We start from the raw sequence: 24,554 nt of genomic DNA, 5'->3' as shown, positions 1-24,554 counted from the left end.
AATGGAATGTTCGACCTCAACTCTCAGCAATAAGGAATATTTCCAATGGTTCAGCAACAGGCTCACAGCCCTGCGTGTTCCTTTATCCGGAACCCTGGACATTACGCATCGCTGCAACCTCAGGTGCGTGCACTGTTATATCCCTGCTGCGCAAAAAAACGGCATGAGCGAGATGGACACAGGGCATCTGTTGTCTGTCATCGATGACGTGACAGCCGCAGGCTGCCTTGATATCCTGATTACCGGCGGGGAACCGCTGTTGCGCAAGGATTTCCCTGATATCTACAGGCACATAAAACTGAACGGCATACTGGTGAGTGTCTTTACGAACGGGACGCTGATAACCGATGACGTGGCTGCCCTGTTTAGAGAACTGCCTCCCCAGTCCGTTGAGATAAGCGTGTACGGAGCCACTGCCGCAACGTACGAACATATCACCGGCATAAAGGACTCATTTGAAAAATGCCTTGCAGGGATCACAACACTGCTCGAACATAACATCGCAGTAAGACTCAAAACCATTCTCATGACCCTGAACCGCCATGAGTTTCATGCCATGGAAAACCTTGCGAGAAGTCTGGGAGTAAAGTTCCGGTTTGACCCGGCAATATTTCCGTGTTTTGACGGCGATCAATCACCCCTAACCCTTCGCGTCCCTCCAGAAGATGCAGTTGCGTTCGAATTCGCAGACGATGACAGAAGCAGGGACTGGAAGGATTTCTATGCGGGATATTCTGATACTTCATCGCTGGAAACGGTCTATTATTGCGGTGCCGGCGTTACGGATTTCTATATCGATCCAAACGGCATTCTCCAGCCCTGTCTGATGCCAACGGAACTTGGTTTCGACCTCAGAGAAGGGGGATTTATTGAGGGATGGAATATGGTCATCCCCCGACTCATGGAGAAAAAACCTGCATCAGACCATGTCTGCAGGGCATGCAGCAACAGAATCTTGTGCGGATACTGCCCGGCCTTTTTCAGGCTCGAGAACAATTCCGAAGATGCTCCTTCCGCATATCTCTGTGCCCTCGGCAGATCCCGTTTTCAGATGATACAAGAAATTCCCTAAAAAAAGGAGGGATGGAATGAAAGACGATTTTACACACACTGCTACAAAGCCTGTATATGAGAAACCAATGCTCAGGGTAATTGAGTTGACTGCGGACGAAGTATTGGCAATAGGATGCAAAACAAGCCAGTCAGGGGCTGCCCCGATAAAGCCCCCTCCCTGCATGGCGCATAGGTGCTCTAAAGCAGGTTCATAGGATTTTTCATCCATAAAGAACTAATCATGCCGGATATCCATAATCTGGACATCGCGTCTGTCCGTATGCACATTCAATGCAATCATGCAGGGATAGCACTGGATGACGATCCAGCATATGTGACTTTTTTCGTGTCTGAACCAGTCGCTGCTGCCGATATGCGGATCTCTCTTGAAACTACTCCCCTACCCGACACCGGCCGGATGAACAAAATCTTCGACAGTGAACAGGCATGGGCGATGTTCCGTGATGGTTCCGACTACTGCGTCCTGTATAATCCCCCTGTTTCGGAACATCCTCTGTGGCTCGCCAGAATGAATCATGATATTGCAGAGGTAACCGTATACTGCAGCGACTATCTCGCGATTGAAAAAGACGGCCGCCCCTTTCTCTCCAATCCCGTGCGATACCCCCTTGACCAGATCCTTCTTATGTATCACCTTGCACAGCGGGCAGGCGCTCTGGTACATGCAGCGGGGATCATTATTGATAAAAAAGGCTATATCTTTCCCGGGCGTTCCGGCGCCGGGAAGACTACACTTTCCCGGCAGTTTGTGAAAAAAGCATATGCTGATATGCTCAGCGATGACAGAGTCGCTGTCAGAATGACAGATAATGCATTCAGAGTATTCGGTACGCCCTGGCCGGGAGAAGGCGGAATCGCGATGAATAAAAGCGTTGTATTGGAAGGAATTTTCTTCCTTGCACACGCCGATGATAACAGGATAGAGCAGATAACTCAGCGGGAGGCATTTGAGAGCCTTATCGCAGTCGTATCCGTCCCTTGGTACGACCGCGAGATAATGCCGCACATTCTCTTCTTTTGTGAAGAGCTGACTTCCCGGGTGCCGGCATACAGGCTGCATTTCAGGCCCGGCACAGAAGTGGTAGATATCCTTGAAAATTTTCTCTCGGCATAACCCGCCAGATCTTACCGGAGACCTTGCTACCCCATACACATCTGCGCTTTTCAAAGAAATCCTGCGCAGCGGACTGACTCTCAGGGTGAAGGTAACCGGCCGCAGCATGGCTCCTTTTCTGAACGGAGGAGAAGTCCTGACAATCAAACAAATTCCCGTTCCTTCATTGCAGGTTGGTGATCTGATCTTTTTCACCGCAGCAGACAATTCCTTACTGCTCCACAGGGTCGTCAGAATGCAGCGGAGAGAGAAGGTGAATATTGTTCAGACAAAGGGAGATGCCTTAAGGGGGCTGGATGACCCGGTTTGTGCGGAGAATATCCTCGGGAAGGTGATCAGCGTGGAGAGATGTGGTGCAGGAGGCAGAAAAACATCTCTTGATATGGAATCCTTTCCCCGCAGAATCAGCAATTATCTCATTGCGAAGAAAAGCCTTGTAAAATCAAATTTTTTTGTAATGATCCAGCGGTGTTCAATCTCCCCCTCATTGCGCAGCTTCGTCAAAAAAACCTTTCTCTGAATCCCCGCTGTTCGAGTATCTCCTCCGTTCCCGGTCCCATCAGTAATTCACGTCATCCGGGAATTTTATTTCGGCAATCCATCTGATCCGTCTGTATCCCCATGTGTCTTTTTCAACACGCCGGAAGGGGAATGCCCTTTCAGGGCGCCTTTCCTGATATTCCGTATCCGCTCAACAACAGGGGGATGTGAATAATAAAATGCCGCATAGACCGGATGGGGATGGAGGTTCGAAAGGTTGTCTTTTGAGAGCTTTATCAGTGCGCTCGCCATGGCCTCCCGGTTTCCCGTAAGCTGGAAAGAAAACCTGTCAGCTTCTTTTTCAAAACGTCTGGAAATGTAACTGCCCAGGGGAGTGAACGGGAAGGCCAAAATACTTGCCATGAACCCGAGCACCAGGACTTTTGCAAATAACGTTCCCTGCTCGACCATGAACAGTTGCGTGAGAAAATCTGACCGGAGCACCCGGAAGGAGAAATAGATACCGATGAACGAGATGATTTCGGCCATGACGATCATTTTCAGAATGTGTCTTCTTTTCCAGTGTCCTGCTTCATGGGCAAGCACTGCGAGTATTTCCTCCTGGTTCATGTTTTCGAGCAGCGTGTCATAGAGAATGATCCGCTTCACCTTTCCGATCCCTGAGAAGTATGCATTCGTATGCCTGCTCCTTCTGGAAGCATCCATTTTGAAAACACTGCTTACCTTAATGTTCACACGCGCCATCATTTCCCTGATCCTGTCCTCCAGACCAGCCTCATCTATTGGCGTGAATTTATTGAAGAGGGGCTCTATGACATAAGGTGAAATATACATGATGAAAAGGCTGAAGACGAGAAAAAACCCCCAGACCCATATCCACCAGTGCTCTGGGCTGAGCTGAATCATCCAAAGTCCCGCGGAGATCAGGGCAGCGCTCAGAACAGTCGAGAGAAGCAGGGATTTCAGAAAATCAGATATCCATAATCTGGGAGTCATGGTATTGAACCCGTATTTTTTCTCTATACTGAAGGTACTGTACAGGCTGAACGGGATGGACAGAAACGAGCCTGCATAGCTCAGGAGAAGAAAAAACACCAGCCCGGAAAAGATAAAAGACCATTGCAGAGAGACGATCCAGGAATTATAGGCATTCAAAAGTCCCCCGAAGAGGAACAGTACTGTCACTCCATTTCCTGACAGGGATGAAATGAAGCTAAACCGCGTCTTGTCTTCCTCGTAATCCCGTGTCTTTTTCAGCAGTTCAAGACCGACCTGCCCCTCGATTTCCGGCGGCACCGACAGCCCTTGTCTTTTCATGTGACGGAGATTCAGATACTGCAGAAGGTATCCGACACATTCTTTCATCACATAGAGAAAAAACACCAGGACAAGATATGGGGTCAGAACAGCACCTCCTTAACGGTCTGCACATATTGTTCTGTCACTTTGATATTTAGCGACATTTGTACTAAAGGATATTTTAGCTCAGAACCAGCAATAAATATCTCAAACACCTGGCAAACAAGTCATTGCGAGTCCCGAAAGTATTCGGGATGTGACAATCTTGATAGAGAAGACAAGATTGCGGAGCTTGTTCCATACAGAGTAATGAATCCCGCTCCTGGTTTGTTCCGGCTCTGCCTCGCAACAACACCCGCAATGATTATTCTTATCGCTGGATTTTGGAGTGGTTAATCTCCGCACAGATTTGGGCTGAGTGATTTGATTTCTGAGAAAGAAAAGGAATCAATGCCAGGACGTGATTTTTCGTTGAGCCCTTCCTGCTTCACCGATCAATGACAAGAGAAGCGCTATGTTCTAATCAATTCCTTATTCGATGCATAATCAGGGAAGATGTATCTGGCAGAAGTCTTCTTCCGTGCTTTGGCCGGTTTGTGCAGCTTCTTTATCTGTTCGCTGAGCATGGTGAGTATCCTGATCTGATCTGCTATGTCTATTTTCGCAATTGCAGCGCATGTCCTGAAATCCTCTTCGGTAAAAAACCGAATGCTCTCTTCTTTGCTGTCCTTATCCCACAGATCCTCAATCGACTGCAGGATAATCGCCTCGGCAAGATGTCTGGCTTTCATACATCCTCCTTTCTGGAAATAAGAGACGGGGTTCAGCTCCCCGTTGTGTGAAAGAATCATCTCCCAACAGAATTTTTCTAGCAAAATTGGTACCATATTGACAACTCTTTGATTTATAGATACTTTGTACTTGTGGAAGAACACAGATGAACTCGTGGCAAGAATTTTTTCTCCAATTATTGGCAGCCTGTTGACATGCAGGGTCACCGGCAGGATACTGGTGCACAGAATGTCAGCAGGCCGTTTCCCTGTAATCATTTGGTGTTTTCTGTTCATTTGTATTACTATTAATAAATAATCTTTGCTCTCTGTTGCATCCGGCACCTGTCATGGAAGACAAGAAAAGGACAAAATCTCATCTGATCAGTGAACTAGAAGACCTGCGGAAATGTGTAGCACACCTTGAGCGGTGCAAGGCGCGGTTCCAGAAAAAAAAGAAACAGCTGGACAAGAGACTGCTGGAGTATGAAAAATTATCCGCGCTCGGCAGGCTCACGGCAAATGTCGCGCATGAGATAAGAAATCCGGTTACCGTTATCGGAGGACTTGCGAGGAGGCTCGGGAAATTCCCTGTAAATGACGCGCAACAGAAGGAATACCTGCAATCTATTGTAGCGGAAGCAAAAAGGCTTGAGGACATCCTGAAGGATGTCCTTTCGTTTTCCGACAGTCCTGTCTCCCAGAGAACAGAATGCGATATCAACGAACTTGCAAATGAATGTCTGAAAAAGTACAGAAAAACCCTCAAGGAACGCTCAATAACCGTTACCAGATCTTTCAGTGATATCCCCCGGATCTATGTGGCAAAAAAAGAGGTCAAGGAGGCGGTCAATAACCTTCTCATGAATGCCGCTGATGCAATGCCGCAGGGCGGGATAGTAACGGTATCTACTACAAGGGACCATATCAATCAGAGGTCTTACGCCGTCCTTAAAGTGTCTGATAACGGCATGGGAATCCCGGCAGCAAATATGCATCTGATTTTTGAACCGTTTTTTACCACAAAAGCAAACAAACAGGAAACGGGTCTGGGGTTATCAATCACAAAAAAAGTTGTTGAGTTGCACAGCGGGCTGGTGAATGTAGAGAGCACCGTGGGGAAAGGTTCCACCTTCAGTCTGTACTTTCCCTACAGGTCAAAGTCATGACATCCGTTACAACATACAGGATATCATGGGATGTCTGGCAGGGAATTGCGCTGTTTCAGAACGCGATATTCAGTCCGAACAGCGCGCGGTAATAATCGAACTTTTCTTTCTCAACAAACTCCTTTACTGAGGGAGCCCTGAGAGAAAAAAATGCCTTCAGACTGTGGCTCAGTGAAATCTGTGGCGGAGATGACAAATCCGGGTTGTCGTACCTGTTTTCAACAGTCTCTTTATTATTCGCTTTCCAGAACGTACTGGTCAATTTCCAGCTGACTTTCGACACCAGACCTTTCATAAGAGGGGTATCGTCCTTTTGTGCTGCTTCAGCAGGCCCAAAAAAGCAAAGTGAAAAGATGAAGAAAGACAGCAGAAACAAAAATGAAACGCGAGAGAATTTTTTCATACAGTATACGGATTCCTTACATTACAATTTAATAATTATACCTAAATAATCCCTATCCGCACAAGAGATTTTTTCTTTTTATGCCATAAGACTTTATTTTTCCAGCCATTTTTCTCATTCCATACGGAACGTTCCCGAGATTTTGCGTTATCCTTCTAGTAATCGCAGCATTGTCTCCGCATAACGCAAACACTGTGTTTCTGCAAAATCCCTCAAAATCCTTAGTTGCAGAAAAGGTGCTGTGGCAGGCTATCCTCTGGGTCTGCATCCTCCCTGCCACAGCAATAAGCTGAGAATCTTATGCTGTTAAGGTATCAAAGCATATTTCATGCCATACTTCCCATACTGATAAGGTATTGATTTGCAATGAAATCGTGTCGCATCTGCCGCGTATCCGGTATACCAGTGACATGCATTGTCAGTGTCCTGAAATTATCCGGCATTCACGCGCTTTGCTGCCTGGTGAGCCGGGAGTTTGTCCTGCAGGCAAATATCAGAAATGGCATTGCATACCCTGAAAAAACCGGATGTGATACAATGAAAAACATTGCAGCAAGAGAAATACCCGTATCGTATAACCCCTGCACGGGAGAATGGAGGGAACCGTGACACGATCATTGATAAAGGATCTCCTTGGAGACGGCTTCACGGGACAGCAGGCAACAGTATGCGGCTGGGTCCGGACAAAACGTGAATCGAAAGGCTTTGCCTTCCTGGTGCTGAATGACGGCTCATCACAGGATACCCTTCAACTCGTAGTCCCGCAGAACTCGGGGGCATTCAGGGAACTTCACCGGTGCAACACCGGCGCAGCAATCATGGCAAAAGGAGTTCTGCGGGAGTCTCCCGGCAAGGGACAGAAGTTCGAACTCGAGGTATCTGAGATTATAGTATTCGGTGAATCAGACCCCAACAGATACCCTCTGCAGAAAAAGGGGCATACCCTCGAATTCCTCAGGGAGATCGGGCATCTCCGGTCAAGAACCAACACATTTGGCGCGGTCTTCAGGGTCCGCAATATCATTGCCGCTTCTGTTCACGAATTCTTTCAGGAGCGCGGCTTCATTTGGGTGCATACCCCGATTATCACCTCCAGTGACTGCGAGGGGGCAGGTGAATTATTTTCCGTTACATCACTTGACCTTGCAAACCTTCCGAGGAAGGAAAACGGCGAGGTTGATTTCACTCAGGACTTCTTCGGCAGGCGGGCCTTTCTCACTGTCAGCGGTCAGCTTGAGGCTGAGTTCCTTGCCATGTCGCTCGGCAATGTGTATACCTTCGGACCGACTTTCAGGGCGGAAAATTCGAATACCACCAGACATCTTTCCGAGTTCTGGATGATCGAACCCGAGATGGCATTCGCAGATCTTGCTGATGACATGCGTCTTGCAGAGGATTTCTTCCGTTTTCTCTGCAGAAGCGTCATTGAAAGGGGAGAGGATGAACTCGCGTTCCTGGGAAAACAGTATGGAAGGATCTCTGTGGAAGAGATGCAGAGTCTCTCTGAAACGCCGTTTACCCGCATCTCATATTCGGATGCGATACTGGAACTGAAGAGTTCCGGAGAATCGTTTGAGTTTCCTGCCGAATGGGGCGCTGACCTTCAGTCCGAGCATGAACGGTATCTCACAGACAGGGTTTTCAGGGGTGCTGTTATCGTGACAGATTATCCTGCAGAGATCAAAGCATTCTATATGAGGCTGAACCCGGATGGCAAAACTGTTGCAGCGATGGACGTCCTTGTTCCGAAAATCGGGGAAATAATGGGCGGAAGCCAGCGCGAAGAAAGGACTGAGGTACTGGAGGAACGGATGCGGCAGGCCGGAGTTCCCGTGGAAAACCTCCAGTGGTATCTGGATCTCCGACGATTCGGCTCTGCTCCCCATGCGGGATTCGGACTGGGATTCGAACGTTTTGTGCAGTATGTCACCGGCATGGCCAATATCAGGGATGTTATCCCATGCCCGCGGGCGCCTCATACTATCGGGATCTGACTATCTGAACCGGGGGAAGTGGCATGCGTGGAATATTTAGCAACTTCGGAAAAACATCCCCTGCGACAGAAAATACTTTTCTCCCGCAGGGGAAGCGTTCTTAGCCTTCGCAGCAAAGACGTTTCATTCTTTTCTTTCCCGATGAGGTCACTGAAAGGACAACTTCAACCTTGTTGCCGCAAAAACGGCAGGTGTGAACCCTTCCCTTGGATTCTGCTCTTGAGGAAACGTCTGTTTTCGATTTCCCTTTGTCAGCCATGATACCCTCCTCCTTTCCGCTAGTTTAATTCCTTCACAACGTACCAGCAGTTATCCGGATGCGCCTGTCAGCGCGCAATTCGACTATTGTGTATTCCCTTTTTTGATTGGCAAAGCCAGGACAAAGGCGACATAACCGTCGGGGAAATTTTACCAAACTTTTAATATTAATCCGAAAAAGAATCTCCTGTCAAGATAAAAAACCTCATCAATGTTTAGCGTGTCGCTATATTACCTTATAGCACCCTTCACTGAAGGGTTACTCATCAATAATCCGGAATATACTGTCTCCCAGATCCAGCGATACACAACAACTCAAACGTCTGGGAAACAGGTCTTTGCGAGCACCTGAAAGATGCATTTCGCTGGATTTGGTATTTGCCGAGTCAATAGGATACTGTCAGAGAATAGTTACCTTCCTTGCCTGCCAGGCGTTTCTATCTTTTCCTTCCCCCGAGTATTGAACCGAGGACGCCCCTGATGATCTGCCGTCCGATCTGGCTGCCGATCGCATGTGCGGCGCTTTTCGCAAGCGCCTCAAAGAGGGTTCTCCCCTGGGTTTTCGGTGCCGCCTTCCCGTCAGCCGGCTTTGTCTGCTGCTGAAGCACCTCCTGCTCGGCCCTCTCTTTCAGCTTTTCATAGGCAGACTCCCTGTCAACCAATCGCTCATAATGCCCGGCGAGCAACGATTGCCGGACCAGATCAGCGCGTTCCTGCGCATCAAGCGGAGTGAGACGGCTCTGAGGAGGAAAGATCAGGGCTCTTTCCACAATAGCGGGAGATCCCTTTACATCCAGAAATGATACCAGTGCTTCTCCGACCCCGAGTTCAGTGATCACCTGTGCAGCATCAAGCGCAGGGTTTGCACGTAACGTCTCCGCTGCTGCTCTGACCGCTTTCTGATCCTTCGGGGTAAAAGCCCTGAGCGCATGCTGAACTCTGTTGCCAAGCTGGCCGAGAACCGTATCAGGCAGATCGAGGGGATTCTGTGTGACGAAATACACGCCTATCCCTTTTGAGCGTATGAGACGTACTACCTGCTCAATCTTTTCTTTCAGCGCATTAGGGGTATCATCAAAGAGCAAATGCGCCTCATCAAAGAAAAACACAAATTTCGGCTTGACAGGGTCTCCCACCTCCGGCAGCTGTTCAAACAGTTCTGAAAGAATCCACAGAAGGAAAGTTGCATACACTTTTGGAGCCTGAATAAGTCTTTCGGCTGACATGATGCTGATCATTCCCTTTCCACTGCTGTCAGTCTGCAGCAAGTCGTGGAGATTAAGCGCCGGTTCCCCGAATAATGCATTTCCGCCCTGTTCTTCAAGCAGAAGAAGGTTCCGCTGGATTGCCCCGATACTTGCAGCAGAGATGTTCCCGTATTCCGTGGTAAATTGACGCGCATTCTCACCCGCAAACTGTGCCATTGCCCGGAGATCCTTCAGATCGAGCAGCAGAAGCCCGTTATTGTCAGCAATCCTGAATATCAGGCCAAGCACACCGCTCTGGATATCGTTCAGATTGAGTATGCGGCCCAGAAGAAGCGGCCCCATCTCAGATACCGTTGTGCGGAGAGGATGTCCCTGCACCCCGAATACGTCCCAGAATATTACCGGATACCCTTCATATGAGAAATCATCGGGAGCCAGCTGCCGCACCCGTTCCTTTACCTTGGGATGGTCACCGCCAGGTCTGGCAAGTCCGGAGAGATCTCCTTTTACATCAGCCATGAAAACCGGCACACCCGCCCGGCTGAATTGCTCTGCCATGACACGGAGTGTGACTGTTTTTCCGGTACCGGTAGCGCCGGCAATAAGGCCGTGGCGGTTGGCCATTTGAGAATGCACCGCAAGATCCTGTTTTCCTCTTGCAACGAGTATTTCCTCAGTATTATTCATGTCTCCCTCACCTTCCTGAATGGTAATTATTCCATGTGGTTGTCATGTAGAGGAATGCGTCTGTTTCTGAAAACGCAAACCCGTCAAATCTCTGTGCGATCCAGGTCATCGACTGAATTGATATATGTCTTTTCCAGGTCTGCAATAGCGATATGCCGGCTGAAAGTATAGTAATATGAAGTCATTAGCGTCAGACACCGTTTGCCGAAAATAACCGGCCTGATCTGCGGTTGATGGGATCTGATGAGCACACGTGCTCCCAGCTGCTTCATCGTCCGTGAAAAGTAGTCCTCTCCGAATACAGGACGTCCGCCCCGGGAACCAATAAATTCTCCCTGCTCTTCCATGAAATCTCCCCACGTGAGCTGCTGCCATTGCTCACTGCACATCTGGATGGTATTGATCTTCTCTGCGTCACTTACATCGGGCGGTGCCCCATGCACGGCCAGAAGGCCATTGCTGCTGACCGCGGCAAAAGGCAGGAAACGACAGATAGATGAATAGTAGCGGAATTCTTCCGGCGAGAGGCTTTCCCAGAAATCAGCCGGGCTGAACGGAAGCGAGCAATACCCCTCATGATTGCCTGCGAGAAGAAACACCCGGTCCGGGGCATCTGACTTCTTCTGCAACAGGAACTCCATGTTTTCCCTCGATTCTTCGCCCCTGTCTACATAATCTCCCAGAAAAATCAGTATGTTCCCGGGCTCAAAAAAAAGCTTGAAAACCGTCTCTGTAGCATCCAGATCCCCGTGGGTATCCCCGACGAATACCGCCCGGCCCTTTGAGGGAAGACGGATAAGCCGGTCGTCCCTGGCGAATATTTCCTGCAGTGCTTTTGGATCTTTCATAGCGGTAGTAGAATGCTCGATTTCCTCCTGAAATCTGCATATTTCGGGATATCCTATTAATAAAGCCATAAATCGGGAATCGTGTCAACTGTGGTCGTGAAATATCCTCATCTGCCGGCCTTTTGACAGACAAGAGAGCACCCAGTCGATAGCAGTGTTTTTTCGCAGCCGCCCCTGACAGACTATCACAAAAAATATGGTATAGTACAAAAAAGGAGAAAATTTGTGGGAAAGATCGGAGAATTTGAAGAAACGATTATCGCGGAACCCCTGAAAGAACCTCTCCCTGCAGAAAGAGTGCCCGCTCAAGTGCCGGCTGTGCCGGCAAACGAACCTGCCGAGGTATCGCAATATTAAAGGAAAATGAAAGGGTCACGGTTCCTGATTATGTGACGGCGCTTACCGGGTGGCGTTTCTGGAAGATCCGGAAGAGTCCTGAAGACGGCAGTGTTTTGCTCAAATCCGTGATCAGGAATGATTTCTGGCCTCCGGGCCTGCGATTTGAAGCTGGTGCAGCTTTCCGTGCGGGAATTGAGAAAAAACCAAGCTTCCCGGAAACCCATTCTGGCAACGGTATTTACGCATACAAAACTTCTCGGTCCGCTCTTGAAAATATCGATAGGTTCTGTTACCGGGGCACACTCCTCGGAAGGGTTCATCTGTGGGGCGTCATTCAGAAACACCAGTTCGGTTACAGGGCACAGTTTGCCTATCCCGTGTCTCTTGCCTTTGGCATCTGCTGCATATGCAAATATGTCATTCATCTGTACTCTGCACCTTTTGCGATAGGCTGGGCATACTACCATTTTTCTGACGATTTTTCGGTCAACGGTATTCTTTGCGAAATATGCAACAAAAAATATTATTCCCTTCACGTTGCGGATGGATATCGTGAACTTGATCAGCTCACCGGCAGATACGGAATCTTTGTCGAGCAGACATTCTGAACGTTACGGATACATACAGAGACAGGCGCTGCTGACATCGTTACTTTTCACGATTACCGAATGTCTGCCTGGCTGTCTTCAGCCCTTAAATGCATCTTATAATCTCGCAGCAATCTCTGCACAAGATGATACCGCTCCTCAATTGACAAGGTCAGATAAAAAGGTGATCCCATCAGGATTGAGACGATTTTTTTCATGTTATCTCTGCTCATTTCTCCGACCTCCGGCTATGTGCTGCCTCACTGCATACCTGCATGCCATGTTTATCAAGGCTCTTTTTTATCCTGTTTCCTGAGCTTCCCGCAGCAGGGCACATCATTTCCAGACCTGCATTTCCCTGTGTGATGCTGGCACCCCGAAGGAAACGCCTCGTACCCGATAAAATTCCCTTCAGACATCGAGGCGTCTGGTCTCTCCCTTCTCATGGCGTTTGCCAGAAAACCTTTTACGGTTTCATACATATGCAGGATTCGTATTGTTGGAGACGTCATGTGCATTTTCCTCATTGTTTACTCTCTGATTGTAATTCTACTATATTACGAAGCATATACCATGCCAAAAATCCCCGCCTAATCATTTGAATTTATTGGCAAAAAAGGAATCGATGAATCCTTTCCGTGCAGCAAGTGACAAATTATGTTAGTCATAAGGAGAGCAAATGTCTTTTCACATCTGTGGATAAATCAGGGATGATGCAGGGAACAGTATCACGGACATGCAACGTTCTGGAAGGCGGGAACACCTATACGGTTTTTTTGTATCCAGTTCAGCTGATTTTCAGGGAGGACGTAACAGAATCTTTCTGCTTGTCGCTTGAAATGACGGTAATGACAAGGGCATCACCTTTTGATATTTTTTCAGGGACAGTAAACTTGAACGCTGAACTGAAGGTGCCCTGTGTTCTGAGAACCTCCCTCTCATCCAGTTTAATAAATCCTTCGTTGTCACTGAAGAACATTCTGGTTTCGGTTATCTTGATTTCCCTGACATCAGAAGGTGCCACAACCGTATATCGCACACTGGTATTTATGACGGATCCGGCTGTTGCTGTCCGTGGATGCATCTGAGAGGCTTCAACAAGAAGTTTCTCTTCCCTGTCCTTCATTCTGTGTTTCAGCATCGCCTCTTCGCGTGTTCCCAGCTTTTTATCATAATGTTCCCCGATAAAATTCCCCGTAGCGGTTCCGATCATCCCTCCGAGCAATGCGCCGAAGACATTGCCGGCAACCCCTCCAACGACTACCCCCGAAACGCATCCTCCGAACATGCCCATATTCGCTCTTGTATCGAATTCATTTCTCAGCGTAGCACAACCGCTGAGTTGGAACCCGATAATCACCAAAATCACTAGTTTTCTCATACGCTTTCTCTATTTATTAGAGTAAATAATGTACTAATCTTCAGGAGATTCTGTCAATACATTCAATACCGCACGTGCATGATCAGAAGAATTCGCTTTTCATAAAATTTCAGCGTGTCAGTGCTGCAACAGCCGTCGTCCCATCGCCTGAAACAATCCTGCACCGGACCTTGCAGCCTACCCGCCCTTATATTTTTTCAGTTCCCTTTCCATCTTTTCCATGTCTTCCTTGAGCTGTTTCATTCTGAGTTCCCTTCCTACAGCAATTTCATAAAACTCCTCGAGCTCTTTCACCCTGTTTTTCAGTTCTTCCTCTTTTTTCTGCAATGATTTTTCTGACAATCTTCGCTCCGTAATGTCCACAAATGATGCGATCATGTAGGAAGAGTGTGTAACTTCATGCATGAACATGCTCGCCACAAGATGCACGTCAAACGTCTCTCCGTCCTTTCCACTTGCAGTGAGTTCGCCGATCCAGCTACCTTTTTCACGAATCAGTTGTATGACCTTCTCAGCCTCTTCCTCGGTGTGCCAGAACGAAGTCGCATGCCTGCCGAGAACATCCGCAGCATTCTCATACTTCCATAAACGGAGAAATGCATTATTGACGTATGTCAGATTCCCCTTACCGTTGAAAATCGCAATACTGTTGATCGAGTTTGCTATTGCCATTTCCTTCAGCGCAAGGATTTCCTCTGTCTCCACCTTAAGGGAAATATCCCTCCCTATTGACTGTATCTCAGCGATAGTTCCCTGTCTGTTGAATATTGCCCTGCAGGTCCATTCCTGCCATCCGGTTGCACCGTCCGGCCTGAGGACACGGATCTGGTAGCTTGTCACAGGATTCATGACGGAGAGGGACGAATGCTGTTTCATGAGATATTTTCTGTCTTCCGGAGGTGCAAAGCGCAGAAAGTTTCTCCCGATGACCTTCTCATTCGCTTTGCCAACATACCGGCAGAATGCCTGATTTGCAAAGGTAAGCGTACCGTCAGGACGGAAACGGCAGATGAACTCTGTCTGATAGTCTTCGACGATTGAACGGTAAATTTCCTCTGATTTACGAAGATTCCTTACTTCGGAGGCGCGGGAAAGGGTAAATCTCAGCATCTTGAAATCAAATGGTTTCAGAACAAAATCAAAGACCCCAATCTTCAACGCCTCTATGGCCATCTGAACCGTGGCATATCCTGTCATAATGATGCATATGAGATTCGGATCAACGGCGCGGGCCATCCTCAGCAGTTCAATCCCGTCCATTTCAGGCATGATAAGATCACTGATTACGATATCAAAAGACTGATCCTTGATTGCAGCCAACGCTTCATGCGCTGAATTCAGGAACATCACCTGATAGCCCCACTCGGAGAGCATGTCCCGCAACGGTATTACGGACTCTGGCTCGTCATCAACGATCAGGATATGCGACTGACTCCAGACTGCCGAACCTTCCGGCAAGTGCATACGTTCTGATAATTCGGTGTTTCTCTTTTTATACATACGCGGCCTACCTTTCATTTTAGCCGTTTTATCCTATGCGTCAATCCTACCTGGGTAGGGTGTCCGGGAGATCTCACGACCCCGCGTTCTTCCCACACTCAAAGTGGAATTTGGGGGCAGATTATGCTAATATGGGAAAGAGATGTAACCTGCTATTGTGCAGTTGTGCTTTCTCAAATCGTGAACAGTGAAGCTTTGCAGACTCTGAAGTATCTTTCAGTAACCAGTGCAACCTGAATTGGAAAAAATGGGAGAAATCCATTCATCTGGAATGTTGATAAGGGAGTGAAATACTGCCATGGAAGATGAAAAAACCGTTGAGCTGAAACACAAGGTGGCCGAACTGAAACAGCGACTGAACCAGATGTATACGCAGTATTTTTCTGATACGAGTCAGGGAAGGGTCTTTGAAAACGAATTTTCCCTGTATCTGAAAGCGTGTGAAAATGCGAAAAAAGAGATGCTCGACAATCTCCGCTTCCAGCACGATGTAACAAAAATAGGGCTGATCGTGCTGATTGTCGCCGCTGCCCTGACAGTCTATTTATTCTCGCTGCATGTGTTTTTTGGCGTCCTGATACTCGCCGGCGCCGGTTTTTTTGCCTGCGGGTTCATGTATCTGCTGCTGGCAGAAGAAATAAAAATCATGAGAGCTTCCGGTTTTTGCAATGAACTTGAGGAATATTTTCAACGTTACCGCTGGAAGACCGAACTCAAGACCAGTCTTAATCTGCCTGAGATTCCGCTATGGGGTGAGTACATCAGAAAATGGGATCAGGAATCTTCCTCTCTGAAAACTCTCGAAAAAAGGGCGCTTTTTGTTCCCTTCCGCATCTCTATCGCACTGGTGAACCTGCTGGGGCTTGCATATATTATCCTGTCATTCATTCCCCCTGAACCCCGCTTCACTCCGGCTGTGCTGATACTCTGCATAATTCTGTGGATTTCTTCTGTTGTCATGCAGATGCTGATTGTCAGCACAATTATTCATGCCTCAGAAATCAGGCCGGGATTGCCCGGACAAGAGGAACTCCCGCGTCCCAAAACAGGGATAATAACCAGAAGCCCGGGAACATGGATCAATATTCTCAGGCTTTTTCTGATACTTGACGTAATACTCCCTGAGGCATCGATTCACAAAAGGTGAAGCTTACGGGTACGCAAATCCTTCGGAGACAGAAGAAGGAATCTTCTCTGCAAAAACGATCAAATATATTGCATCTTTCTCTAAAATATCACATTATATATTGATATAATGTTATTAAAAGGAAGTGAAGTAATGCCGACTCTTGTTTTCAATGGAAAAGAAATCCAATTAGACAGCAACGGATATCTGACAGACGCTTCCGAATGGACAAGGGAACTTGCTGTGCTGATCGCGTCTGAAGACGGCTTCAGGAAACTCGGGAACGACAAAAAACACTGGTCCGTCCTGGAACTCCTCAGGGACCTGTATCAAAAAAACATGCTGCCGTCAGGTGACGGGGAGATACTCTTTCTGCTTACGAAAGGAACCGGCCTGAGTCTGGCAAAGCTGCACAGAATTTTTGAAGGTCTTTCAATTCCACGGCTGCTGAAATGGGCAGGGCTTCCTGCTCTTGCATGTCCTGCAGGCGCCTGAAGTGTTCCCCCGGCCTTTAGTTGAAGGCATGTTGACATCTCATAAAACCGCAGCAGCCACTTTTGAAAGGGACAGAGAATGGCACGAACAAGGGTAAAAGCGAAAAATGGCGATAAGGTAAAGATCACCTATACCTGCAGCCTGTCAGAGCACGAAAAAAATGAGGTTCTTATCGGTCAGGAAACCCTCGAATTTATTCTCGGCAACAGTGAGGTAATAAAAGGAATTGACGAGGCAGTCAATGGCATGAAAGTCGGGGAATCGAAAACAATGCTCATCCCGGCTGAGAAAGCCTATGGTGCGTACCACCAGGAATGGGTCCTCGATGTTGGCCGAGACAGGTTTCCTGAGGACTGGAACCCGGAAGTGGGTCTTTATTTCGAGATTCCCCGCGAGAATGGCCAGACTTCGACTGCCATTGTCAGGAAAGTCTCCCGGTCGTCTGTCATGCTTGACTTCAATCATCCTCTTGCAGGTAAGGATCTTCTTTTCGATCTTGCTCTCCTGGAAATAGTGAAATCATAGCAGGCCTTCGACGTCTTATCCCTTTGCTGAATATGCTGACAGATCAGTCGGTTAGGAGAGATATTGCCTTCCGGTTACTCTCTGGAATACCTTCCCGGCAAAGCCTTTTATGTGACGACAATCACAGAGTCTGGGCGTTATTTCGTGTATAGTTATTCTACGAACCTCTCCCGCAAACATCTCTTTTCGAAAAACGGCAAATAGAGAGTTCTGCTGTCTCCCACCCCATGGGGCCCCGGCAGAAATCGAGAGGATTCTGAAACAAGGAGGCATCATGAAACCCGTCAGGTACTGGAAAATGGAGATTCAGCAGTTATCAATCTCGGAGAGAATGTTTTTCAAGGATGCAATCAGGACACTCTTAACCTGGGATGTGTTGAAGGATGAGTATTCAGAACTTGCGCTGATCCAGAAGATTATCGAGTCAGAAATCCGGCTTAACAACCAGCACCCAAAACCCGGGAAGAAATGGTGGGTTACTGATGTAAATGTCAGAATGTTGCCCCAGCAATAATCATCACTGTTCATGTCTTCACAGATATTTTGCCTGTTAACGCATTCGCCCGCGAATAATTGAATGCCTTCAAACTGCCGTGCACGGGTACCCGCAAAATCACATGCTTGAACCTTCCGAGCTATTTATTGCCGGATTCCGGTAATATATACTCCGAATTGCCGAATTTCGTGGTCATATGGAACAGATGGATCTTCATTTTTTACATAACACGGCTTCTCTCAGGGACTTTTTCGAAAGGGAGACAGGCAGAACCCTTTCCGTTGTCATAACTGACAACTCAACCAGCATGCTCTCGGTGAAAAAAAGAGGGGGGACAGCAAATATAAGACTTCACCGGATTTTCCTCAATGCGCACCAGGAGATTCTCAGAGAGATTGCCGCATTCATCAGTGACAGAAAAAAGAGCACCCTGCTCATCAGAAAGTTCATCCATGCCCAGAAGCATCTTCTCAGGCCCAAGCCGTTAAGGGTAAAACGCCTGCACATTCATGGCAGGCATTTCAACCTTCAGGAGATTTTTGACGCACTCAACGATGAATACTTCGGAGGACATATCACCGCTTCGATTACCTGGGGGAACAGGAATTCCTTTCGGTCTGTCAGAAAACGGACTCTGGGAAGTTACTGCTATGCGTCGAATATCATCCGAATCAATCCGTGTCTGGACAGAAAACGCGTGCCCGGGTATTTCATCTCATTCGTCGTGTACCACGAGATGCTTCACAGCACCATTCACGAAGAAAAGAAAAACGGCAGGAGGTCAGTACATCCTCCGGATTTCAAAAAGCGCGAGCGGCTGTTCGCGCATTATGAAAAAGCCGTATCATGGGAGAAACGTTATTTTTAGTGTGGTGTCCGGGTTCTAAAAAGCGTGGTATCCCTGAATATCAAGATTTGTAAGCCCTGCCTTTTTCGCCCATTCTACCGCTTCTTTGTATTCCTGAGAGGTAATTCTCCTCGAGATTTCCGGATACTCGAATGCTTTATACACCGGCCTATATTGCGACATGATGTTGAGGTAAGTATCCTTGGGAAGGTTTTTTGCTATCCATTCTATCACTCCTTTGGTTCCACTGACGCCGTTGGGCATAACCAAGTGCCGTATCATTAATCCTCTGTACATAAGCCCATCCCCTGAGGGTTTTGCTATGCCCACCTGTCTGTGCATCTCGAGCAGCGCTTCCCGCGTGACTTGGGGATATAATTCTGCTCCAGATGAATATCTGCCTGCCATCCTGCCGTCTGAATACTTGAAGTCCGGCAGATAGATATCTACTATTCCATCAAGTTTTTTCAATATCTCTATGCGTTCCCATCCGCACGTGTTATATACAAGGGGGAGCCTCAACCCTTTATTCGCTGCCATGTCAACAGCAAGAACAATATGCGGCGAGTAATGGGTCGGGGTTACAAAGTTGATATTATGGCATCCCATTTTCTGTAAATGGAGCATCATCTCTGCCATGTCCTCAATGCGTTTGCGTTTCCCTGCACCGCCCTGGCTGACCTCCCAGTTTATGCAAAAAACGCATCTCAGTCCGCAATTCGTAAGGAATACAGTTCCAGAACCATTCCTTCCAACCAGAGACTTTTCCTCTCCAAAATGCGGGTGATAGGATGAAATCTCGAGTTGAGAGGAAGCTTGGCAGAACCCTTTATTTCCCTCTATCCGATCGACACCGCATTTTCTCGGACAAAGCTGGCAACTCTTCATGATGTCCCACAGCATTTCTCCTCTTTCTTTTAATTCCCCGCTCTTATGCAGTTGTACGTAGGATGGTTCAGATCCTTGATTAATTTCTTCTGTTTTTTCATATGATGAGCGTGACTCTTTTTTGTTGTTGAAGAGGTCGAGTGATGATGCGTTTTCTTTCCGATTACATCCGGAACAGAGCGGGATAAGACCTGCACTAAATCCCGCCAGCGACAGATAAATGCACGATTGAATGAATTGTCTTCTTGAGCAGATATTCATTGGATACTATTTGCGCTTATTGATACTGACTGTATTCTTACTGACTATAATCTAGAAACTCAATCAGGTTTTGTCAAATGGAAACCACAAAAAGAACTCAAGGGCAAAAAATTTGGGGAATGCCCGCAGGCTTGAAAAAGGAAATCAGGGCTGTAAATTTCCCTTCTCAGATCTTCAGGTCTCTCTTTCCTGCTTCAAATTCTGATCTGCTTATTTCGCTCCGCGCATATTTTTTGCCAAGCGTTTCGAGATTCAGCAGATATCTCAGAAAGTGCAGATAATGCGTATCTTTTTCTGTTATCTCTATGCCAAATCCTTTCTGCAGATATTTTCTTGTCTGGCTTCCCTTTCCGGCCGGAGCTATTGAAGCCCTGCTGACCTTGCCCCGTATATGTGAAGATGCTCCGTCAGGCAAATGGATCACGATAGTAACCGGGGTCCCCGGGGGGAACGGATGTCGTGTTCTAATGAAGAGCCCGCCAAGAGAAAAATTGCTCGAAAGCCCACGGTATCTTGCATTCTTTACGCAAAATTCCGTCTTGCAGCGCTCTTCAAACCGTTTGTGCTGCCTGTTATTCCTGTTTCTGCCCGATTTCTGACCCGACATTATTTCTCATTGTAGTGAAAAACCGTCCTGTTTTGAAGCAAAACCTTTCTGATAGCATCCATTTAACGCCTGAAAAAAATACGGGGAACGAACGTGGGAGACAAGCCGTCTATACCAATAAACTCTACTTCTTATTCAATGCCCCTGTGAGTATCCGGAAGAAAATGTATTTTGCAAGGGCTTCTGCCTCCGCGTCCGAGATTTCTTCTTCTGCAAATTTCGGCATACCCCTTTTCGGATTCCTTATCGTTTTTATAATCTCATCCGTCTGTGAGATTTTTTTCATCGTGGCGCTGTCATGATGGCACATGAGACAACGTTCATTGAACAGCTTTTCAGCCGCCTTTTCTGCTGCCTGATGCGATCCGGTCCTCTTTGGTGCTTCAGGAGGCTGATCTGCCTTCCTGCATCCAGCCTGAAATAAAAACAGTGCAAATGACACTGTCAGCAGAACGGTCATTGTGTAGTATTTCATCAAGGATTGACTCCTTTTTCCGGATAAGGTGGATTGCGATATTCCCCTATGCCGGCAAGTCTCCTGAATTCATGAAACGATTTCCTGTCTATTGCCTCATGCAGGTCTCCGCCATGGGCATCCATCGTAACCAATGCGGGGAAATCCTCCACATCAAGCAGCCACATCGCCTCTGTCATGCCGAATTCATCGAGCATCCAGACACCGGCCACTTTCTTGACCTTAGCGGCAAGATACACTGCTGCACCGCCAACGGCATGAAAATATACACTCCCTTCCTTCTGAAGGGCGCTCAAAGTCTGTGCGCCCATACCACCCTTCCCCATAACACCCCGAATACCATATTCAGCAATAATCCGGTGTTCATATATCTCGAGCCTTGCGCTTGTTGTCGGACCTGCCGCAACACACTCAAAGCCTCCGTGTATCTTTCTCATGAGAGGACCGCAGTGGTAGATGATAGTGCCATTCAGAGGAAACGGCACTTCTTTTTCGGTCGGCCTCATATTGAACAGGTAATTATGGATCCTGTCTCTTCCTGTAACGATATTTCCGCTGATGAGGACGAGATCACCGACTTTCAGCGTGCGTGCGTCCTTTTGTGTCATCGGAAGGCAGATTCCCCTGGCTTCTTTCATTGTCATTTCCTGATTTCGAATTGCGGCTTGCGGATGTCCCACACAAGCTGTGCCTTTCTGTCCGCCCAGCAGGACATTGCAACGTCTACGAAGTACGTAGCCGGATGCCTGTGGCAAACGCCGATCTTCACTCCTATGGCTGTTGTTGCGCCACCGAAGCCGATTGGTCCGATCCCGAGACGATTGAGATCTTCCAGGATTCTTTGTTCGAGCTTTCGCAGGACGCGATGCATATTTTTATCTTCAATATCCCTCAGGAACTGCACTTTTGAAAGCTTTGCCACCTGATCCTTCGCAGCACCTATGCCTGCCCCGATGACATAAGGAGGACATCCTCTGCCCTGTGCCTTGTATACCGCATCGAGAATACACTTTCTCACTCCTTCAAGGTTGCGTTCAGCCATGAGGTCTTCGGAAGGAAGTTTATAGATCTGTCCGATATTTTCCGATCCCGCACCCTTCAGCATGAGATTCATGACAAGCAGTGTATCTTTGGTCTCCTCAAGGTATATCACCGGGAATCCGGCTCCGGTATTGTCGCCGGAATTCTTTTCAGACAGAATGTCGACCGCATTGGGTCTCAGCGGAATCTGCCTGGTTGCAATTCTGGTTGCCCTGATGATGTCTTCTCTTACCTGAAGATGGCTTATGCCCGAAGGTATGCTGACAAAAAATACTGGCACGCCGGTATCCTGGCATATCGGCTTCGAGTCATCCCGTGCGATGCGTACGTTCTCGAGAACCGTTGCAAGGGCAGCGCGCGCGTTCGAACCCTGCGCTTCTCTCCGATACGCCTTCCTTAAAGCCTTTTCCACATCCCGTGGCAATGAAGTTGCAGCCTGCCGGTAAAGGTCCACTATTGCATCGCGCAAATTCCGCATGCTGTATTATTTCATATTCCTGCGATTAAGGAAACCTTGCGCTTTTGTGAAGGGATTTGGTGTTATTGCGTCAGCAGCGGAAGATTTCCCTGCAAACTGTTCAAATCCCTGCGTCAGGAAAATATCCTGAAGAGGAGAAACGTCACGGATGCCCCCATAAGGCTTCCCAGGATGACCTCCCATATAGAATGCGCCCTGGTGACTACCCTGCTCTGTGCAATCAGAACCGCAACGACAAACGAGAGAACCGAGACGAAAAAGTGTTCTGTCATGAACGTCGTCGCTACCCACACCGAGAATGCCAGCGCTGCATGTCCGCTCGGCATTCCTCCCTTCAGCGGCAGACCCCTTCCGAAATATGCCTTGGTCACCACGACAAGGATCACCACAATAATAAATGCGATGAGGGCGATTTCTTCCTTGGAGTGTTTTGTGATGTAGAGCCCTCTGTGAAAGGTGTCCTGGAGATAGGGGAAAAGCACTATATACCCGATGACCGCAACACCGAATGCGGTGATCAGCACTGCTCCCGCTGCGATGTCCTTTACGACCCTCGCCTTCTCGGAATGCTCCGGTGATATGATATCGACGATGACTTCAATTGCGGTATTGAACATCTCGGCAAGGAGCACCGCGATAACAGACAGGGCAATGATGAGGAACTCAATGCGCGAGACCCCGAGGACATAACTCAGGAGGAGCACCACTGCGGCGCTAAGAAGATGGTATCGCACATGCCGCTGTGTTTTTGCAGCATGCAGGATCCCCTCTATCGCAAAATTAGCGCTTTTCAGCCATTGCCTGATCGGCATGGTAAGATCCCGTAACTTCTTCATGTTCCCTCTGTCCGGTTCTCCGTTTTGGCATCATTTCTGCCCTTCCCGGTAAACTGGCTGGCCAGTGCTGGGCATCGGTCATGATCCTGTCACGTTTTCTGCATTCTTTCCTTCCTTCATGACAGAGGAAATTTCCCTGATCAGGACCGAGTTCTGCTTATGTGTCTTCACCGCAACCATAAGGTATTTTTTTTCGGGTCCCCTTTGCCCGGAGCTGGTTTTCACGAGTATCCCCTTTTTTCTCAGTCTGGAAGATATTTCGTCCAAAGAGGCAGTTTTCAGAAGATAGAAATTTACATCCGAGGGAAAATATTCTATTCCGAGTTTCCTGAATTTCTTTTCGAGAAAGCGTTTTTCCTTTTCCATCAGGACAAACGTCTCTTTCCGGTATGCCTTATCCCTAATTGCGATGACAGCCGCCCGCTGCGCAAGACTGTTCACTGTCCATGGCTCCCTGTTCCGCTTCAGTCTTTCTGCAAGGGAGGGGGGGAAGACACCAAACCCGATCCTCAAACCTGCAAGGGCATAAAAACTGGTCATGCTCCTGAGTACGACCAGATAGGGATTTTTTCCGGCTTCACTGATAACCGAGTCCCCCGGACAGAAATCCATATACGATTCGTCCACGATCAAATAGCACCGGGTGTCTCTCGCAGCATCTGCGATCTTCAGCACATGCTCCTTCTTCAGCAGCCGTCCTGTAGGGTTATTGGGATTGCACAGAAAGGCCATATTACAGGAAGATGACGAGTTATCGACGGGAGGCGGGAGAAATTCGTTGCCTTTGAGAATACCAATAAACTCATCCGGCTCTATCTGAAATCCATTGTGCTCTTCAAGAAAGAAGAATGCGATATCTGTCCGCCGCTCCCCGCGTCCATCTTTCAGCAATGCCTGTTCATATACCGGCAGTGTGGGGGAAGGGATCAGAACCTTCCGGGGCGCGATAACCCTCGCGAGCAGATACACGAGTTCTGTGCTTCCGTTTCCGCAGAGTATCATCTCCGGGTTGATGCCATGGAATTGTCCGAGCCTTTTTCTCAGTCGTACTGCTTCAGTGTCAGGATGCTGAGAGAGATACTTGAGATGCTTCCGCAATTCCGCCTTTACCTTTTTGGAGACACCGAGCGGATTCACCGGCGAACTGAAATCAAGGATATCTCTCTCCTGCCTGCCGAGTGCCTCTGCAAGCCGATATATGTCCATATCAAACCTTTCGCGTGTAAGGATATCTTCTGGCTGCTGCACCATTATACAGCCTCCTCATTAGTATACTCTAACATGCTGCTGTGTTAAACTATTGATAGTCGTGCCTGTCAGGAAATTCTGTTGATCACTACAATGCAT

30 protein-coding genes are annotated in these 24,554 nt (G+C 47.9%); 13 read left to right on the top strand and 17 right to left on the bottom strand.

What is annotated here, in order from left to right; all coding sequences use genetic code 11:
• The first annotated feature begins 1 nt into the window (after position 1).
• Genes AB1552_03860 through AB1552_03845 form a run of 4 tightly spaced genes read left to right on the top strand, consistent with a single transcriptional unit; the run spans position 2 to position 2,708 of the window.
• Complete coding sequence (locus AB1552_03860) at positions 2 to 1,072, top strand: radical SAM protein (protein ID MEW6052911.1); 1,071 nt, start codon at positions 2 to 4, stop codon at positions 1,070 to 1,072.
• 16 nt (positions 1,073 to 1,088) lie between these two features.
• Entirely contained in the window at positions 1,089 to 1,268 is a 180-nt protein-coding gene (locus AB1552_03855) for a hypothetical protein (protein MEW6052910.1), read from the top strand.
• A gap of 26 nt (positions 1,269 to 1,294) precedes the next feature.
• Positions 1,295 to 2,188: a hypothetical protein gene (locus tag AB1552_03850; GenBank protein ID MEW6052909.1), complete on the top strand. Its 894-nt coding sequence runs from the start codon at positions 1,295 to 1,297 to the stop codon at positions 2,186 to 2,188.
• Complete coding sequence (locus tag AB1552_03845) at positions 2,166 to 2,708, top strand: signal peptidase I (GenBank protein MEW6052908.1); 543 nt, start codon at positions 2,166 to 2,168, stop codon at positions 2,706 to 2,708. Before AB1552_03850 ends, AB1552_03845 begins: the two co-directional genes overlap by 23 nt.
• Positions 2,709 to 2,773: 65 nt before the next feature.
• Here AB1552_03845 and AB1552_03840 read toward each other — a convergent pair whose 3' ends face one another.
• Both AB1552_03840 and AB1552_03835 read right to left on the bottom strand, forming a co-directional pair.
• Complete coding sequence (locus AB1552_03840) at positions 2,774 to 4,054, bottom strand: M48 family metallopeptidase (GenBank protein MEW6052907.1); 1,281 nt, start codon at positions 4,052 to 4,054, stop codon at positions 2,774 to 2,776.
• Between the two features lie 446 nt (positions 4,055 to 4,500).
• Positions 4,501 to 4,779 (bottom strand): hypothetical protein, encoded by a 279-nt coding sequence (locus tag AB1552_03835; GenBank protein ID MEW6052906.1) that lies wholly within the window; start codon positions 4,777 to 4,779, stop codon positions 4,501 to 4,503.
• A 329-nt stretch (positions 4,780 to 5,108) separates the two neighbouring features.
• Here AB1552_03835 and AB1552_03830 point away from each other — a divergent pair, with 329 nt between their 5' ends.
• Positions 5,109 to 5,927, top strand: a complete 819-nt coding sequence (locus AB1552_03830; protein ID MEW6052905.1) for an ATP-binding protein — start codon at positions 5,109 to 5,111, stop codon at positions 5,925 to 5,927.
• Between the two features lie 55 nt (positions 5,928 to 5,982).
• Here AB1552_03830 and AB1552_03825 read toward each other — a convergent pair whose 3' ends face one another.
• On the bottom strand, positions 5,983 to 6,222 hold the full coding sequence (locus AB1552_03825) for a hypothetical protein (GenBank protein ID MEW6052904.1): 240 nt from the start codon (positions 6,220 to 6,222) through the stop codon (positions 5,983 to 5,985).
• A 713-nt stretch (positions 6,223 to 6,935) separates the two neighbouring features.
• Here AB1552_03825 and asnS point away from each other — a divergent pair.
• Entirely contained in the window at positions 6,936 to 8,324 is a 1,389-nt protein-coding gene (gene asnS, locus AB1552_03820; GenBank protein MEW6052903.1) for an asparagine--tRNA ligase, read from the top strand.
• A gap of 100 nt (positions 8,325 to 8,424) precedes the next feature.
• On the opposite strand, the gene AB1552_03815 is transcribed toward asnS, so the two are convergent.
• The 3 genes from AB1552_03815 to AB1552_03805 form a co-directional block, all read right to left on the bottom strand.
• Positions 8,425 to 8,583, bottom strand: a complete 159-nt coding sequence (locus AB1552_03815) for a hypothetical protein (protein MEW6052902.1) — start codon at positions 8,581 to 8,583, stop codon at positions 8,425 to 8,427.
• A 436-nt stretch (positions 8,584 to 9,019) separates the two neighbouring features.
• Entirely contained in the window at positions 9,020 to 10,477 is a 1,458-nt protein-coding gene (locus tag AB1552_03810) for a helicase HerA-like domain-containing protein (GenBank protein ID MEW6052901.1), read from the bottom strand.
• Between the two features lie 83 nt (positions 10,478 to 10,560).
• A complete protein-coding gene (locus tag AB1552_03805) occupies positions 10,561 to 11,325 on the bottom strand; it encodes a metallophosphoesterase family protein (protein MEW6052900.1) in 765 nt (254 codons plus the stop codon).
• 225 nt (positions 11,326 to 11,550) lie between these two features.
• Between AB1552_03805 and AB1552_03800 the strand changes: the two genes are divergently transcribed.
• Both AB1552_03800 and AB1552_03795 read left to right on the top strand, forming a co-directional pair.
• The gene (locus AB1552_03800) at positions 11,551 to 11,682 is read left to right on the top strand and encodes a hypothetical protein (GenBank protein ID MEW6052899.1); all 132 of its coding nucleotides are present in this window, start codon (positions 11,551 to 11,553) and stop codon (positions 11,680 to 11,682) included.
• Between the two features lie 32 nt (positions 11,683 to 11,714).
• Complete coding sequence (locus AB1552_03795) at positions 11,715 to 12,272, top strand: hypothetical protein (protein ID MEW6052898.1); 558 nt, start codon at positions 11,715 to 11,717, stop codon at positions 12,270 to 12,272.
• A 53-nt stretch (positions 12,273 to 12,325) separates the two neighbouring features.
• Here the strand turns inward: AB1552_03795 and AB1552_03790 are convergent, their stop codons facing one another.
• From AB1552_03790 to AB1552_03775, 4 genes are all read right to left on the bottom strand, one after another.
• Entirely contained in the window at positions 12,326 to 12,484 is a 159-nt protein-coding gene (locus tag AB1552_03790) for a hypothetical protein (GenBank protein MEW6052897.1), read from the bottom strand.
• Between the two features lie 54 nt (positions 12,485 to 12,538).
• Positions 12,539 to 12,763: a hypothetical protein gene (locus tag AB1552_03785; protein ID MEW6052896.1), complete on the bottom strand. Its 225-nt coding sequence runs from the start codon at positions 12,761 to 12,763 to the stop codon at positions 12,539 to 12,541.
• Positions 12,764 to 13,038: 275 nt separating this feature from the next.
• Positions 13,039 to 13,632, bottom strand: a complete 594-nt coding sequence (locus AB1552_03780; protein ID MEW6052895.1) for a glycine zipper domain-containing protein — start codon at positions 13,630 to 13,632, stop codon at positions 13,039 to 13,041.
• A 177-nt stretch (positions 13,633 to 13,809) separates the two neighbouring features.
• A complete protein-coding gene (locus AB1552_03775; protein MEW6052894.1) occupies positions 13,810 to 15,132 on the bottom strand; it encodes a PAS domain S-box protein in 1,323 nt (440 codons plus the stop codon).
• Positions 15,133 to 15,430: 298 nt separating this feature from the next.
• On the opposite strand from AB1552_03775, the gene AB1552_03770 reads away from it, so the two are divergent.
• From AB1552_03770 to AB1552_03750, 5 genes are all read left to right on the top strand, one after another.
• The gene (locus AB1552_03770) at positions 15,431 to 16,279 is read left to right on the top strand and encodes a hypothetical protein (GenBank protein MEW6052893.1); all 849 of its coding nucleotides are present in this window, start codon (positions 15,431 to 15,433) and stop codon (positions 16,277 to 16,279) included.
• Between the two features lie 132 nt (positions 16,280 to 16,411).
• Positions 16,412 to 16,753 carry a TusE/DsrC/DsvC family sulfur relay protein gene (locus AB1552_03765; GenBank protein ID MEW6052892.1) on the top strand — a complete coding sequence of 114 codons (342 nt, stop codon included), beginning with the start codon at positions 16,412 to 16,414 and terminating at the stop codon, positions 16,751 to 16,753.
• 78 nt (positions 16,754 to 16,831) lie between these two features.
• Positions 16,832 to 17,278 (top strand): FKBP-type peptidyl-prolyl cis-trans isomerase, encoded by a 447-nt coding sequence (locus AB1552_03760; GenBank protein MEW6052891.1) that lies wholly within the window; start codon positions 16,832 to 16,834, stop codon positions 17,276 to 17,278.
• A gap of 274 nt (positions 17,279 to 17,552) precedes the next feature.
• On the top strand, positions 17,553 to 17,792 hold the full coding sequence (locus AB1552_03755; protein MEW6052890.1) for a hypothetical protein: 240 nt from the start codon (positions 17,553 to 17,555) through the stop codon (positions 17,790 to 17,792).
• A 187-nt stretch (positions 17,793 to 17,979) separates the two neighbouring features.
• On the top strand, positions 17,980 to 18,642 hold the full coding sequence (locus AB1552_03750; GenBank protein ID MEW6052889.1) for a SprT-like domain-containing protein: 663 nt from the start codon (positions 17,980 to 17,982) through the stop codon (positions 18,640 to 18,642).
• 15 nt (positions 18,643 to 18,657) lie between these two features.
• Here the strand turns inward: AB1552_03750 and AB1552_03745 are convergent, their stop codons facing one another.
• The 7 genes from AB1552_03745 to AB1552_03715 all read right to left on the bottom strand — a co-directional run bounded on the left by AB1552_03745 (position 18,658) and on the right by AB1552_03715 (position 24,458).
• Positions 18,658 to 19,524: a radical SAM protein gene (locus AB1552_03745; protein MEW6052888.1), complete on the bottom strand. Its 867-nt coding sequence runs from the start codon at positions 19,522 to 19,524 to the stop codon at positions 18,658 to 18,660.
• Between the two features lie 412 nt (positions 19,525 to 19,936).
• Complete coding sequence (locus AB1552_03740) at positions 19,937 to 20,377, bottom strand: PilZ domain-containing protein (protein ID MEW6052887.1); 441 nt, start codon at positions 20,375 to 20,377, stop codon at positions 19,937 to 19,939.
• A gap of 124 nt (positions 20,378 to 20,501) precedes the next feature.
• Complete coding sequence (locus AB1552_03735) at positions 20,502 to 20,852, bottom strand: cytochrome c (GenBank protein MEW6052886.1); 351 nt, start codon at positions 20,850 to 20,852, stop codon at positions 20,502 to 20,504.
• Entirely contained in the window at positions 20,852 to 21,490 is a 639-nt protein-coding gene (locus AB1552_03730) for a FumA C-terminus/TtdB family hydratase beta subunit (GenBank protein ID MEW6052885.1), read from the bottom strand. The genes AB1552_03735 and AB1552_03730 overlap by 1 nt, the downstream gene beginning before the upstream one ends.
• 2 nt (positions 21,491 to 21,492) lie before the next feature.
• Positions 21,493 to 22,371: a fumarate hydratase gene (locus AB1552_03725; GenBank protein ID MEW6052884.1), complete on the bottom strand. Its 879-nt coding sequence runs from the start codon at positions 22,369 to 22,371 to the stop codon at positions 21,493 to 21,495.
• Positions 22,372 to 22,484: 113 nt separating this feature from the next.
• Complete coding sequence (locus AB1552_03720) at positions 22,485 to 23,207, bottom strand: diacylglycerol kinase (protein ID MEW6052883.1); 723 nt, start codon at positions 23,205 to 23,207, stop codon at positions 22,485 to 22,487.
• A 78-nt stretch (positions 23,208 to 23,285) separates the two neighbouring features.
• Entirely contained in the window at positions 23,286 to 24,458 is a 1,173-nt protein-coding gene (locus AB1552_03715) for an aminotransferase class I/II-fold pyridoxal phosphate-dependent enzyme (protein ID MEW6052882.1), read from the bottom strand.
• Positions 24,459 to 24,554 lie beyond the last annotated feature (96 nt).

This window comes from Nitrospirota bacterium, from assembly GCA_040754395.1.
Taxonomy (GTDB): Bacteria; Nitrospirota; Thermodesulfovibrionia; order Thermodesulfovibrionales; family SM23-35; genus JBFMCL01.
This window is presented reverse-complemented; position numbering and strand designations above follow the sequence as displayed.